14 protein-coding genes are annotated in these 13,492 nt (G+C 73.5%); 6 read left to right on the top strand and 8 right to left on the bottom strand.

Translation table 11 applies throughout. From position 1 onward, the window contains the following. The first annotated feature begins 168 nt into the window (after positions 1-168). Together B7R87_RS32565 and B7R87_RS32560 are read left to right on the top strand one after the other, a co-directional pair. Complete coding sequence (locus tag B7R87_RS32565; protein ID WP_130585117.1) at positions 169-447, top strand: hypothetical protein; 279 nt, start codon at positions 169-171, stop codon at positions 445-447. A 43-nt stretch (positions 448-490) separates the two neighbouring features. Next, the gene (locus tag B7R87_RS32560; protein ID WP_040912745.1) at positions 491-1,084 is read left to right on the top strand and encodes a GNAT family N-acetyltransferase; all 594 of its coding nucleotides are present in this window, start codon (positions 491-493) and stop codon (positions 1,082-1,084) included. A 23-nt stretch (positions 1,085-1,107) separates the two neighbouring features. Here B7R87_RS32560 and B7R87_RS32555 read toward each other — a convergent pair whose 3' ends face one another. Genes B7R87_RS32555 through B7R87_RS32545 form a run of 3 tightly spaced genes read right to left on the bottom strand, consistent with a single transcriptional unit; the run spans position 1,108 to position 3,031 of the window. After that, on the bottom strand, positions 1,108-2,001 hold the full coding sequence (locus B7R87_RS32555) for a hypothetical protein (RefSeq protein ID WP_006344700.1): 894 nt from the start codon (positions 1,999-2,001) through the stop codon (positions 1,108-1,110). Continuing rightward, the gene (locus tag B7R87_RS32550; protein ID WP_040912740.1) at positions 1,998-2,339 is read right to left on the bottom strand and encodes a PadR family transcriptional regulator; all 342 of its coding nucleotides are present in this window, start codon (positions 2,337-2,339) and stop codon (positions 1,998-2,000) included. The genes B7R87_RS32555 and B7R87_RS32550 overlap by 4 nt, the downstream gene beginning before the upstream one ends. 59 nt (positions 2,340-2,398) lie before the next feature. After that, on the bottom strand, positions 2,399-3,031 hold the full coding sequence (locus tag B7R87_RS32545; protein ID WP_006344702.1) for a class I SAM-dependent methyltransferase: 633 nt from the start codon (positions 3,029-3,031) through the stop codon (positions 2,399-2,401). Positions 3,032-3,179: 148 nt separating this feature from the next. Between B7R87_RS32545 and B7R87_RS32540 the strand changes: the two genes are divergently transcribed. Next, complete coding sequence (locus B7R87_RS32540; RefSeq protein WP_006344703.1) at positions 3,180-3,611, top strand: hypothetical protein; 432 nt, start codon at positions 3,180-3,182, stop codon at positions 3,609-3,611. A 109-nt stretch (positions 3,612-3,720) separates the two neighbouring features. Here the strand turns inward: B7R87_RS32540 and B7R87_RS32535 are convergent, their stop codons facing one another. Continuing rightward, a complete protein-coding gene (locus tag B7R87_RS32535; protein WP_006344704.1) occupies positions 3,721-4,701 on the bottom strand; it encodes an alpha/beta fold hydrolase in 981 nt (326 codons plus the stop codon). Between the two features lie 270 nt (positions 4,702-4,971). Here B7R87_RS32535 and B7R87_RS32530 point away from each other — a divergent pair, with 270 nt between their 5' ends. Together B7R87_RS32530 and B7R87_RS32525 are read left to right on the top strand one after the other, a co-directional pair. After that, positions 4,972-5,901: a hypothetical protein gene (locus tag B7R87_RS32530; protein WP_006344705.1), complete on the top strand. Its 930-nt coding sequence runs from the start codon at positions 4,972-4,974 to the stop codon at positions 5,899-5,901. A gap of 202 nt (positions 5,902-6,103) precedes the next feature. Further along, positions 6,104-7,648 carry a glycoside hydrolase family 6 protein gene (locus B7R87_RS32525; RefSeq protein WP_130585118.1) on the top strand — a complete coding sequence of 515 codons (1,545 nt, stop codon included), beginning with the start codon at positions 6,104-6,106 and terminating at the stop codon, positions 7,646-7,648. A 64-nt stretch (positions 7,649-7,712) separates the two neighbouring features. Here B7R87_RS32525 and B7R87_RS32520 read toward each other — a convergent pair whose 3' ends face one another. The 3 genes from B7R87_RS32520 to B7R87_RS32510 form a co-directional block, all read right to left on the bottom strand. After that, positions 7,713-8,696 (bottom strand): aldo/keto reductase, encoded by a 984-nt coding sequence (locus B7R87_RS32520; protein WP_006344707.1) that lies wholly within the window; start codon positions 8,694-8,696, stop codon positions 7,713-7,715. A 112-nt stretch (positions 8,697-8,808) separates the two neighbouring features. Next, positions 8,809-9,150, bottom strand: a complete 342-nt coding sequence (locus B7R87_RS32515) for a hypothetical protein (protein ID WP_006344708.1) — start codon at positions 9,148-9,150, stop codon at positions 8,809-8,811. 187 nt (positions 9,151-9,337) lie between these two features. Continuing rightward, a complete protein-coding gene (locus tag B7R87_RS32510) occupies positions 9,338-10,672 on the bottom strand; it encodes a M64 family metallopeptidase (RefSeq protein WP_233168998.1) in 1,335 nt (444 codons plus the stop codon). Between the two features lie 192 nt (positions 10,673-10,864). On the opposite strand from B7R87_RS32510, the gene B7R87_RS32505 reads away from it, so the two are divergent. After that, complete coding sequence (locus B7R87_RS32505) at positions 10,865-12,208, top strand: helix-turn-helix domain-containing protein (RefSeq protein WP_040912755.1); 1,344 nt, start codon at positions 10,865-10,867, stop codon at positions 12,206-12,208. A gap of 15 nt (positions 12,209-12,223) precedes the next feature. On the opposite strand, the gene B7R87_RS32500 is transcribed toward B7R87_RS32505, so the two are convergent. After that, on the bottom strand, positions 12,224-13,336 hold the full coding sequence (locus B7R87_RS32500) for an amidohydrolase family protein (protein ID WP_233168997.1): 1,113 nt from the start codon (positions 13,334-13,336) through the stop codon (positions 12,224-12,226). Between the last annotated feature and the right edge of the window lie 156 nt (positions 13,337-13,492).

Genomic DNA, 13,492 nt, shown 5'->3' with positions numbered 1-13,492 from the left:
ACGGGGCGTCTCCGCCGGTCCCCGAGGTGGTGCAGATGCCCTGAGGGGGCGGTGTCCGGCCGGGGCGGTCTCCGCTGCCCGGGGGTCGCCCCGGCGGCGCGCGGGGCGGGGCGGAAGAATGGGGGCGTACAGGAGGCCCGGGAGCCGGGCGGGGAGGCGGAGTCGGGGATGAGTGGCGGGATGAACGAGGGCGGTCCGGGTCCGGTGCTGCGGGTGGTGCTGGCAGTCGATCGGCGGCTGACGCGCCCCTGGGGGCTGATGGCGCTGTGCGCCGTGCTGTTCACGGTCTTCGTGCTGGGCGGGTGGCCGCTCGGACCGGTGGTGGCCGGTTCGGTGATGGCCGCCGTCTTCGCGGTCGGGGCCGTCGGAAGACGGTACGAGCGGCGTACGCACGCCGGTGGCCGGGAGGGCGTCCGGCAGGCGGCCGACGCCCTTGGGGACCGGTAAAAGCGCTGGCCGGCGGGGGTATCGCGATGATCAAATGGGTGTCATGACATCGTTCTGGACGGGTGAGCGGGTCCGCCTGCGCGGTATCGAACCCGGTGACTGGGCGGCCTTCATGCGCTTCGACGAGCACTCCGGTGACCAGCGGTCCGGAGATGTGCTGCATCCGCCGCGCTCCGCCGAGGGATACCGGGCATGGGCGAAGGAGCAGGCGACCGCCGAGGCCGACGGGGACTGCTTCCGACTGGCCGTCGAGGCCGTCGACGGAGGGGAGCTGGTCGGCACGGTCGGCTCCCACGAGGCCGATGCGCGCAGTGGCCGGTTCATGTACGGGATCGCGATCGGCTCCGCGCATCAGCGCAAGGGGTACGCGGCGGAGGCCGCGGTGTTGTTCCTGCGCTATATGTTCGCCGAGCGGCGCTTTCACAAGTGCGAGGCGAGGGTGTACGCGTACAACGAGGCGTCCCTGGCGCTCCACCGGCGGCTCGGTTTCACCGAGGAGGGCAGGCTGCGGGACTATGCCTTTCTCGCCGGACGGCACCGGGATCTGATGATGCTCGGGCTGCTCGCCGACGAGTTCGCCGGGCGGTACGGACTCGGCGGGCTCGGGGCGGAACCGCCGGCCGGTCAGGCCCGGTGAGGACCCCCGGCCGGCTCGGGTGATCAGTGGCCGGACGGCCTGCTTCCCGTACGGCCCGGGAGCAGACCGCGGGCCGCGAGGTAGAGGGCCCCGCCGGTCGCGGTGAGGAGAAGGAGCGCGGGGACGAACCCCGGGACCGCGGGCGGGTACCAGCCGAAGGCCGCGTCGAAGAACGGCACCGACGCCAGGGCCGAGGCCGCCAGGGCGGGCGCCGGGCGGCCCCGGTCGAGGGCGAGCAGGCCGCCCGTGAGGGCCAGGACGAGGAAGGGCCACAGGCCGTAGTCCGTCGTCACCGGCAGCAGGTCCAGCGTGAGGGCGGCCAGCGGGATCGCGATCATGGTCCCGGCCGCGGCCGCCAGCAGACGGAGCCGCGGCGCGGGATGTTCGTCCGGCGGACAGGCCAGCAGGACGGTGACGGCCAACGCGCTCGTGCCCACGGCGGCGGCCGTGTCCGCGGCGCTGTGTCCGGCGGTCGCGACGGTGACGGCGTACACCGTCTGGGCGGCCGCGGCCCAGAGCCGGCCGACGGTCCACCGCCCGCTCAGGGCGACCACGGCAGCGGCGACCAGTGCCGCACAGGCGGCCGCCAGGACCATGTCCGTCGGGAAGAACATCGGGATGCGCCCCTCGGCGCGGATCGCGGTGGCGTAGCGGGCCGTTTCGGCCAGTTCCCGGACGGCTTCGGCCGCGGAGACGGCGAGGACGATCGGGGCGGCCGCCGCGCACAGCCGGCCCGGTCCCTGGACGGAGCCGAGACCCAGGCGCAGCCGCAGGGCGTGCGCCGCGATCCCGCCCGCCTCGCGGAGGCGTTCGGCGGGGCCCGCGTCCGCGGTGATCTCCTGGTAGACGGCGGCGATCTCGTCGCCGTAGGCGGTCCGGAAGCGGCGCGGATAGAGCCGTACGAGACGGGCGATCACGCGGTGGCCCCCTTCGCGCCGAGCCCGCCGAGTCGCCGGATCGCTTCGCCGGCCGTGGCGGTCAGCCGGGCGGCTTCCGCCGCCAGGGCCTCGCGGCCGGGTTCGGCCAGGCCGTAGGTGCGGCGCAGCCGGCCGTCGACGATCTCCTCGCGGTCGATCGCGATCAGCCCCTGCGCCAGCAGCCGTTCCAGGGCGCTGTACAAGGTGCCCGTCCGGAGCCTGACGCGTCCGTCGCTGATCGCCGAGACCTCCCGGATGATCGCGTATCCGTGACGCGGCCGGTCCGCCAAGGCGGTGAGGACCAGCAGCGTGGGTTCCTGCATGGCCCGTTCGCTCATCCCGTCAACATATGACGGTCATCGGCATATGGGCAAACAGCGGGCGGGGGCTCCTGCGGTCAGGTGCGGCGGCAGACGAGGAACTGTTCCGCTTCCGGTTCGGCGTCGGGGAGCCGGGGGGTGTAGTGGCCCTGGTGTTCCCATAGGACGGTGAGTCCCGAGCGGACGAGGAGGTCCTTGAAGGGTTCGGCGCCGAAGCTGGTGAACCGGATCGGGCTGCCCATGAATTCGGCGTCGAAGTTCTCGACGTCGAGCGGGACGGTCCCGACGGCGAGCAGACCGCCCGGGGCGAGGGCCCGGGTGATGCGGTGGAGTACCCGGATCTGGTCGGCGCGGTCCATCTGCAGCAGGGAGAAGTAGGCGCAGACCGCGTCGTAGCTCTCCTCCTCCAGGGGGAGTTCGCGGATGTCGGCGCGGCGGAAGGTGCCGCCGGGGACCCGGTCGACCGCGAGGGCGACCATGACGGGCGAGACGTCGATGCCGAGGACGTCGTGTCCGGCGGCGGCCAGGGTCGATGCGGTCGGCCGGCCCGTACCGCAGCCGATGTCCAGGATCCGGCTGCCGGGGGCGAGGTGTTCCTGCAGCCGGTCGAGGGAGGCGCGGCGGGCGGGCGATCCGGCGAAGGCGTCCTCGTAGGAGGCGCCGATCGCGTCGAACGCGGCTGCGGGATCGGGGGCGGGGGTGGCGGGCATACGGGAGCCCGTCCCCGCCGGGCCGCCCGGTGAAACCCCGGCCGGGCGGGGCAGGACGCGCCGATCACCGTAATCAAGTTTGACTAGAAGACAAACGGGCAGTACAGTCCTTGTAGTCAAGTTTGAACAGCTTCTTTGAGGAGAGCACGTGGCCCTGCTGCCCGACGCCGGATACACCCCGACCGCAGAGGACCTCGCCGGGATCGAGGAGTGGTTCGCCGGGTACGACGCCGCCGCCGCCCGGCGCGATGTGGACGCGATGGCCGACCAGGCGGTCTTCCCGCTCAATCTGGTCAGCGACGACTCCCGGGGCGAGGGTGCCGCCGCCCAGTGGGACCGGCGGCAGTTCGTCGAGACCATGACCCATGTGATGGGAGACGGATCCGAGGACATCACCTTCGACTCGGTCCGCACGCCCGTCTTCCTGAGTGCGGCCATGGCCGTGGTCTTCACCGACTCGACCATGACCGCGAACGGCACCACCCAGCAGTTGCGGTACGCCGACATCCTCGTCAAGCAGAACGGGAAGTGGGCGTTCCAGACGATGATCCAGGGCGGCTGGGGCGACAACCTGCGCTGACCCGCGGGTCTACGGCTCTACAGGTCTACACGTGCGCGGTCCCGGCCGGGGCCGCGCACGGCCGTTCCGGAGCCCGGGGACCTGAGTGCGGTAGTGGACGGGCGGCCCGTCAGCGGGGCAGCGCGTCCAGCCAGTCGACGAGGAGACGGCTGACCTCGCCGGGGGCCTCCTGCTGGACCCAGTGGCCGCAGTCCGCCAGGAGATGGGAGGAGACCAGCCCCGGCAGTACGGCCGGCTGGGCGTCGATCGCGGCGGCCAGCCAGGACATCGCGGCGTCCCGGGCGCCTCCGATGTAGAGGGCGGGCCGGGTGACGGGGGCGCCGTCGAAGGCGGCGAGATCCTCCCAGTCCCGGTCCATGGCACGATAGCGGTTCAGCGCGCCGGTGAATCCCGTCCGCTCGAACTCCCCCGCGTAGACGTCGAGATCGTCCTCGCCCAGCCAGCCGGGCGGTCCGCCGGCCGGGAACCGCTCCCGCAGCAGCCCGTCCACGGGAACGAACAGCGGATCGGGGGCACCGGGCGGGGGCATGGTGTCGGCGGACAGCGCGGCGTAGAAGCCCGCCAGCCAGCCCCGTACATCGGGCTCGATTTCCGCCTCGGCCCGCCCCTCCCGCTGGAAACGGGTGATGTAGAACTCCTCGTCCCCGCCCAGCGACGCGAACACCGCACCGGGGCGGGAACCGCCCCGCGGGATGTAGGGCACGCTCAGCAGCCCCACCGCGCGGAAGATCTCGGGCTCCAACAGCGCGCAGTTCGCCGCGATCGCCGAACCCCAGTCGTGGCCCACGACGACCGCGGATTCCTCGCCGAGCGCCCGGACCACGGCCGCGGCGTCCGCCACCAGCTCCACCATCCGGTAGGCCGCCGCTCCGGCGGGCCGGGAGGAGCGCCCGTAGCCGCGGACGTCGACGGCCGCCGCGCGGTATCCGGCGGCCGCCAGGGCGGGCAGTTGGTGCCGCCACGAATACCAGCACTCGGGGAAGCCGTGGAGCAGCAGCACCAGCGGGCCCGTGCCCTGTTCCACCAGGTGGATCCGGCCGCCCGGGGAGGGCACCAGCCGGTGGGTGAGCTCCCGTGCCTGCTGCGCCATGCGTCCCTCCAGGACTGTCGTTCCGCCGTACGCCGCCCCCAAGGGCCTGTCCGCCGGGCCCGCTTCCGGTGCCGCGGCACCGCTGCCCGTACCGGCGGAACGCCCCGCGGGTACGGTACGCGCCCGCCGGGTCCCCGCACAGCAGCCGTGGCGTGATCGCGGAGGGCGCCGGACGGGTGCGGAGGCGGCCGGGTGATACGGCGGGGCCGTCCGGAGGACCACCGCGGGCCGGTGCCGCCGGGCCCCCGGCGGACCTCCTAGCGTGCCGGCATGAGACCTTTCCGTACCCCCGCCCGGGCCGCCGTCGCCGCCGTGGCCGCACTGGTCTGCGCAGCTCCCTCGGCCCCCGCGGCGGCGGAGGACGGCTGGCTGTCCACCGGCCCCGGCATCACCGCGGGCATCAGCGGGCTCGCGGTGGCGACCCCCGCGGCGGGCGGTACCGCCGATCTGCTGGCCGTGCACGACAACAAGAAGGCCGGTGAACCACGGGTCTCCCGGATCCGGATCGAACCCGGCGGAGCGCCCGCGGTGCGGGTGCTGCAGTGGCGGGGGCCGCGGCTGCCGGTGGATCTGGAGGCGCTGTCCGAAGTCCCGGGACAGCCCGGCGAGTTCGTCGCCCTGGAGAGTTCGGGCCGCGGCTACCATCTGCGGCTCCAGCCGGATGCGGTCCGGGTGGTACGGGAGTTCACCGTGCCCGACGCCGCGTCCGGCGAGAACTACGAGGGCTTCGAGCTGACCCGCCGGTCGGGCCGGCTGGTGGCCGTCTGGGCGCACCGCGGCCAGGACGGGGATCCGGCCGTGGTGCGGCTGGCCCGGCTGGACTGGCGGACGCTCGTCTTCGGGCCGCGGCGCTCGGCGGCCGTGACGGTGCCGTATCCGGCGGAGCGTGTGCGCCATATCAGCGCCGCGGAGGTGACGGCGTCCGGGCGGCTGATCACCACGGCCGCGTCCGACCCGGGGGACGACGGCCCGTTCCGCAGCGCCGTGTACGACCTCGGCCGGGTGGTGCTCCGCACGGACGGGGAGCCCGGTCTTGAGCAGCGGGCGCGGCCGCTGCGGCTCGGAGTGTTCGGGGGGCACAAGGCGGAGGCGCTGGCCTGCACCGCGGAGGCACCGGGCTCGGTGCTGGGCTCGGACGACGAGAACCTGGGCGGCTGGGTGCGCCGGGACGGACTGTGCGGGCCGGGCACGGCGGGCTGAACGCGCAGGTGAACGGCGAGAGTTCCGGAGGGGTCGGTCGTGGGCCGTGGGATCATGGGGTTCCACGGCCGGAGCGTTTCTGCGGCCACGGCGCGCGGGGGGCGCGGACCGGGGGCGGCGGACGGGACGCCACCGCGGCCCCTTGCGCCCGACGGGGAGCCGGTCCCGTTCCCGGCGCCGTACGAAGGGACTCCGATCACACGTGTCCATACGAACAAGGCTGTGCGCCGCGGCCGTGCCGCTGCTGGCCTTCCCGCTGGTCCTGCCGGGCGCCGCGCCCGCCGCCGCGGTCTCCGCTCCCCCGCCCGCGCCGCTCGCCGTACCGGCGGGGACGTACGGGGAGCTGACCCCCGAGGGCGCTTTCGCCGCGCCGCCCGCTGCCGGGCTGTGGTGGTCCTCCACGGGCCGTCCCACCTCCTTCGGGCCGGGGGCGCTCACCACCTCCGTGGGTACCGACAAGCCCCGGGTGTGGGACGCGATGGTGGGGCGCAACCAGATCCGGCTGAGGGCCGGTGCTCTGTACACACTGTCGTTCGACGCATCGGCGTCCCGGGCCTCGGACATCCGGGTGACCGTGCAGGAGAACAGCGGGGCCTTCACCGCTCCGCTGGACCGGACGGTGACCCTGGGGCCCGGATCCGTACGCCACCAGTGGACGTTCCGCTCCTCCGTTTCGACGCCGACCGGCCAGATCACCTTCCAGGTCGGCGGGCAGTCCGCGGACACGGGTTTCACCTTCGACAACGTCTCCCTCACCACGTCGACGCCGCGCGAGGGCTTCTACACCGATCCGGACAGCACGGCGCGGCGGTGGGTGGACGGTGATACGACCGGGCATCCGCGGAAGGCGGAGATCCGGTCGAAGATCGCCGACAACACCACGGTGAAGTGGTTCGGCAACTGGTCCGGGGCGACCGACGCGCAGGTGCAGGCCGCCGTGGACAGCTATGTCACGGCGGCGGCGGGCGCGGGCCGGATCCCGACCCTGGTGGCGTACAACGTTCCGGGGCGCGACTGCGGCGGCGCGTCGGCCGATCCGTCGGTGCCGGGGACGGCGCAGGCGTACAAGAACTGGATCGCGGCCTTCAGCCGCGGGATCGGGGGGCGGCCCGCGATCGTCGTCCTGGAACCGGACGCGGTCGCCCAGGCCGACCGGGACTACCGCAAACACGACGGCACGCCGTGTCTGACCGAGATCCAGCGCACGGCCCGCTTCGACATGCTCTCCTACGCCACCTGGCAGTTGGACGCGCAGGGCCCGCTGGTGCGGACGTACCTCGATGCGGGCAACGCGCGGTGGATCCTCGGGGAGCAGCTCGACGACACCGGGCCGATGGGCCTTGCGGAGATGGTGGAGATGCTGGGCAGGTCGGGGCTGGCTCTCGCCGACGGTGTGGCGGTCAACGTGGCCAACTTCCAGTCGAACGCCGTCTCCGACGACTACGGGAGCAGGCTGGCGGCCCGGGCCCTCCAGACCCTCGGCATCACCACCACGTGGGTGGTGGACACCGGGCGGAACGGCACCGTGCAGCCGACGGCTCCGGGTGATTTCTGCAATCCGCGCGGCCGCACGCTGGGGCTGACGTCACGTCAGGGCGACGGCACGGCTGCCGCGTACTACCTGTGGATCAAGAATCCGGGCGATTCGGACGGGCGCCGGGAGGAGGATCCCCGCTGCGAGGCGGGGGTGCCCAAGGCCGGGCACTTCTCCCCCGAGCTGGCGCTGCGGCTGATCGACGGCAGCTGACGCCGGACCGCTGCGCCCGTGGTACGGCCGGTCCCCACCGGCCGTACCACGCGGGGTGCCACGGTCAGTGGGCGCCGTCGAGACGGGCCCGCTGCTCTTCGGTCAGCTCCAGGTCGACGGCGGCGAGGCTCTCGTCGAGCTGGGCCACCGAGGACGCTCCGACCAGCGGGATCACCGGGATCTCAGCGCCGATCAGCCAGGCCAGGACGACCTGGTTGCGGGTGGCGCCGGTCTCCTCGGCGACCGCGTCCAGGGCGGCGAGCCGGACCGGGGTCCCGGCGTGGTCGAAGTCCGGCCCGAGACGGTCCTCCTGGGTGTAGCCGCCGCCGAGGAGCGGGGTGTAGGCGACCATGGCCAGCTGCGGTTCCTCCCGGAGATAGCTGAGGAGGTCGCTGCCGACGAGGCCGAAGGGGCCGTCCTGGGAGGCGACGGCGGGCCGGTCGGTGCGGCGGCGCAGATAGCTGTGGCTGTACTGGAGGACCTCGTAGCCGGGGAGTCCGGCGGCCGCGGCGACGGCGCGGGACCTTTCGATCTGCCAGGCCCAGTGGTTGCTGACGCCGAGGAGGCCGACCGTGCCGTCGGCGACGACGGCGGCGAAGCCTTCGACGGTCTCCGCGAGCGGGGTGGCCCGGTCCTGGACGTGGGCGTAGAGCAGGGGGAGCCGGTCCAAGCCGAGGCGTTCGCGGCTCTGCTCGGACGCGATGCGGATGTTCTCCGCGGACAGTCCGTCGCCGTTCTCCACCCAGCCGGTGCCGAGGGTCCGGGGGCGGGCGCCCAGCTTGGTGGCGATGGTGATCTCGTCACCGATGCCCCGGCTGCGGCGCCAGCGGCCGAGGACTTCCTCACTGGCCCCGCCCTGGCTGTCGTCCAGCCAGTAGGCGTAGTTGTTGGAGGTGTCGACGAAGGTGCCGCCCGCTTCGGTGTAGCGGTCGAGGAGGGCGTACGCCGTCTTCTCGTCGGTGCGGGTGCCGAAGAGCATCGCGCCCAGGCTGAGCACGCTGACGGTGCGGCTGGTGGCCGGGTCGCTGCCGATCTGACGGTACTTCATGGATGGCCCCTCGGTGCGCTAGGTCGCCGGCCCGTGCTGTTCGCCGGGCCTGATGAGGAGCATTCCGGTTGGAGCGCACTCCACGTCAAGCGGTGTTCCGGAGCCCCGCCGGTCAGTCCTCGTCGGGTTCGGCGTGGGCGGCCATGATGTCGGTCTCGTACTGGTCGACGACCTGTTCGGCGGTCCGGCCGGTGTAGCGCGCGACTTCGTCGACGGTGGCGACGGCCCAGTTGGCGAGGGAGAGCGCGAACGCGAGCACGGCGTCGGGGCCCTGGGTGCGGCGGACGCCGAGAAGGAAGGCGAGGTTCAGATAGGGCACGAGTTCCGGCGGCTGTTCGGTGTTCTGCCGGACGAGGGCGATGGTGGTACGGGTCGCCTCGGCGCGCAGCGGCAGCAGCCGCTCCCGTTCGGCCTGGACCTCGGCGATCATCCGCCGGCGCACTTCCCTGTCCACGCGACCTCCCCGTCCGCGGTGTCTTCCGCCGGATGCCACGGTACGGAAGCCGGGCGGGCCGGGGAGGGGAAACGGGTGAGGCGCTACCTGTGGGACGGGGGCGGCTCGGGCGGGGCCGTACGGGCGCCCGGAAGTGGACTGGTGTTCCGTGCGGCGCCGGGGAAGGGGCGCCGCACGGAGAACTGCGTCAGAAGCGGACGGACCAGGTGACCGACGACTTCAGGGTGGCGGCGATCTTCGGGTCGCGGACCGAGGGGGTGCGGTCCTCGGCGGTGACGGTGAGCTGGTGGACGCGCCGGTCGAGCAGGCGCGGGGCGAGGTGGGCGACCTTCACCTCGGTACGGCCCGCGAAGCGGGTCAGTTCCTTGCCGTCGAGGTACCAGCGGAGCGCCAGCTGCCGGCCGTCGGCACCGGTCAGCTTCACCGGGGCGGCCTTCGCGGTGTGGCGCAGCCGGAGGACGCCGGTGGTGGGCGTGACGGCGGTGACCGGCTTGGCATGGCGGTAGAAGCCCGCGATCATCGCCTCGGTGCCGGGCAGGTTGAAGGGCTTGTCGACGGAGCGCATCATCGAGTTCTCGGTGGGCCGGTTGAGGCCCTTGACGAAGTAGCCGCCGCCTTCGTAGGCGCCGACTGTGCCGCCGTCGGGCGAGGTCTCGCCGAGCCACCGGTGCCACTTGACGCGTCCGGCGCCGATACCGGCGGCGGTGAGGGTGGAGATGTTGACGTCGGCGGGCTCGGGGCCGGTGTACTGCTCGTAGCCCGGGTAGCCGGGGTAGAAGTACTCGTCGGCGAGCTTGCCGAGGGAGTGCCCGGTCTCGTGGATGGCGACCTGGCCGGATTTGGGGTTGCCCGCGGAGGCGGTCGCGATGCCCTCGTAGCCGAGGCTCTGGCTGGGCTCGTTGTATCCCGCGCCCCCGTACTTGGCGCTGTTGGCGAGGACGATGACCAGGTCCGCTTCGGGTGCCTTGGCGGCGTAGCGGTCGACCTTGGCCTGGTCGACGCAGAGCAGTCGCTCGATGTCGCCGCACCAGAAGTAGGAGCCGAGGGCGGTGTCGCGGACGGTGGCCCGGTCCGGGTCGCCGGTGACGCCGGTCTCGTTGGAGACGGCGTCGACGGCCCAGACGTTGAAGAGTCCGCGGTAGGTGGTGTACGGCTCGACGGCGGCGGTCTGGTCCCAGATGGCGCGGGCGTCGCTGTGGAAGCGGGGCAGTTCGGCCGCGGTGTAGCCGTCGCCGATGACGACGATGTCGAGGCGGTCGGCGGTGGTGCCGTCGCCGGTGAGGCGGGTGACCCGGCCGTCGTCGGCGGCTTCGGCGGCCGACAGCTTCGGGCGGGGCCGGTCCTGGCCCGCGGCCGGGACGAGGGTGTGGCCGGAGCCGGCCGCGGTGCCGGACTCCGGGCCGGGTATCTCGACCTCGACCCTCGGCGGTACGGTCGGTCCCGCGGTCGCCGGATCGGCGAGCGCACCGGGTGCGACGACGAGGGCGGCGGTGACGACGGCGGCGGCGCCGGCCGCGGTCAAGGCTCCGCGTCGGATGAACGAGGGCATTCGGGTCCCCTCCCCTGAGACGATTCAAGTCGAGTTAAGTGAGGAGTTAACTCCACTTAATGGCGTGCTTAAGCTAGGGGTCCGGGACCCGACTGCGCAATGGTCGGCCGACCGTCGATACTGGGGGTCCGAGTCAACACGGGGGTCTGGGTGCAGGGGGATTCCATGGAAGACCAAGAGACCGGCATCGGGCGCCGGGTGCAACGGCTGCGCAAACAGCTCGGTATGACTCAGCGTCAGCTCGCCGAGCCGTCGTACACCCCCGCGTACATCTCCATCGTCGAGTCCGGGCGGGTCCGGCCGTCGGAGGCGGCGCTGCGGTTCCTCGCGGGCCGGCTCAACACCTCCGTCGAAGAGCTGACGACCGGCCGGCCCGCCCGGCTCGCCACCGAGCTGCGGCTCGCGCTCACCGATGCCCAGCGCGAGCTGGCCACCGGCTCCGCGGTGGATGCCGCCGGTGCCTTCGAGCGGGTGGCGGCCGATACGGAGCGGCTCGGCCTCGGCCCCGAGCAGGCGGAGGCGGTCCTCGGGCTCGGGGACTGCGCGCTGGAGACCGGGGATCTGGACCGGGCCCTCGAACACTTCGAGGAGGCGGAACGGCTGCTGGCCGATGCCCCGCTGCCCCGGCGGGCGCGGGCCGTGCGCGGCCGGGCGGTGGCCCATCTGCTCACCGGTGAGCTGCGGTACGCCTGCTATCTGCTGGAGTCGGCCATCGAGGAGCTGAGCACCAGCGGCCTCGCCGATCCGGAGGCGCTGGTCCTGCTGTACGCGGCCGTCATCGGGCCCTATATCGACATGGGGGCGCATGCCCGGGCGGCGCATGCGGCCGAACTCGCCCTGTCGCTGGCGCCGCGGGTGAGCGATCCGGCGCTGGTGGCGGGAATGCATCGGCAGGTGGCGCGGACCTTCCTCGCCGAGGGCCGGATCGCGGACGCCGATGCCTCACTGGCCAAGGCCCAGGCCATATACCGGCAGCTCAGACTGGGCACCGATCTCGCCCACTGCCACTGGATGCGGGGCTATGTGCACGCCCAGGGCGGCGAACTCGCGCTGGCCGAGGCGGAGCTGCGGACCGCGCGGGACATGCTCAGGGCCCGGCGCGCGGAGCTGTTCACCGCGCAGGTCGAGGTGGAACTGGCGGACGTCCTGCGGCGCATGGGCCGCTACGACCAGGCGGCGGAGGTGGCGGGGACCCTGCTGAGGCTGGATGCCCGCCACGGCGCGGTGCACGCGGGCGGGGCGCACCGGCTGCTCGGGCTGATCGCCGAGGAGCGCGGGGAGACCGAGTCGGCGGAGGAGCACTATGTGAAGGCGCTGGCACTGCTGGAGCGCAGCGGCGCCAGCGGGGATCTGGCGGACCTCTGCCGGCTGCTGGGCGATCTGCTGCGGCGGTCCGGGCGGGTGGAGGCGGCGATGGACGCGTACCGTACGGGTCTGGGCTACCGGGCCACGCCCGGGACGACGACGCTGGGGCCGCCGCCCGCCGCTCCCCCGCGCCCGGAGGAGTGAGGGAGCGGCGCCGGTTCAGGAGCCGGGGCGTTTCAGGGACGGCATCAGCCGCAGGGCGTTGTCCCGGTTGACGCGCCGCCGCTGGAGCGGGGTGAGCCCGCTCGCCCGGTCGAGCGCGGGCACGGCGACTCCGGTGAGGGTGTCGGCGGGAGTGGCGGGCCAGTCGCTGCCGTAGAGGATACGGGCCGGATCGGCGGTGGCCAGCAGGGCGGCTGCGGCGGCCTCCCCGAGGGGGGCGGCGGTGTCGTAGTAGAAGCGGTGCAGATAGTCCCGTACCCGCGCGGCCTCGACCTTCGGCGTCAGGAAGTGGGCGAAGGCGCCCATCCGGTCCGCGATGAAGGGGAGGAAGCCGCCGCCGTGCGGCAGGATGAAGGAGAGGTTCGGGTAGCGGTCGAGGGTGCCGCTGAGGATCAGATTGACGGCGGCGCGGGTGGTGTCGAGGGGGAAGTCGCAGTAGAAGGCGGGCACTCCGGGGACGGCGGGCCGGGCGGGGTCGGTACCGGGCAGCTCGTGCGGGTGCGTGTTGACGACCGCCGACCTTTCGTTCAGTTCGGCGAGGAGCCGGTCGTGCGAGGGGTCGCCGAGATAGACGCCGCGGGTGTTGGCGCGCACCTGGACCCCGACGGCGCCGAGGTCGTCGAGGCCGCGGGTGAAGGACCGGCGCGAGGCTTCGAGGTCGTCGGGGAAGACGGGGGCGAAGAAGGCGAACCGGCCGGGGTGGGCGGCGGTCAGTCCGGCGACGGCGTCCAGCGCGACGGTGACGCTCTCCCGGCGCTGGGCACTGGACTCGAAACCGCGGACCGGCATGGCGGGGCTGACGACCGCGGTCGCGATCCCGGCCCGGTCCATCACATCGAGGGTGCCGGCCGCTTCCCACCGGGTCCACCAGGGCAGTTGGGCGGCTGACACCATCTCCTTCCGCTCGGCCCAGGCGAGCCACTCGGGGGCGGTGTAGTGGTGGTGGACGTCGATGCGGGCGGACCGGGCGTCGGCGCCGGCGTAGTCGGACGCGGTACGTCCGGCGGCGCGGGCGGCGGCCCCGGTGGGGTCGGCGACGGTCACCGCCGCGGCGGCGGGGGCCATCAGCAGCAGACTGCGGCGGCCCACGGCCGGGGACTCGTAGGACATGTCCGTTCCCTGGTCGGTGCGGGAGGTGGGGTTCCACTGTGGGCCGGTGACGGCCGGCCGGCTCCGGGCACACGCCGGTACGGCGGCGGGATCGCCCGAATGCGGGCGGTCCCGTACGGCGGGGGCGGCCGGGCGGGTGACCTGCGCGGCGCGCCG

Source organism: Streptomyces tsukubensis, from assembly GCF_003932715.1.
In the GTDB taxonomy this organism is placed as follows: domain Bacteria; phylum Actinomycetota; class Actinomycetes; order Streptomycetales; family Streptomycetaceae; genus Streptomyces; species Streptomyces tsukubensis.
Note: the sequence above shows the minus strand (reverse complement) of the source record. Positions and strands in the feature narration are given on the sequence as shown.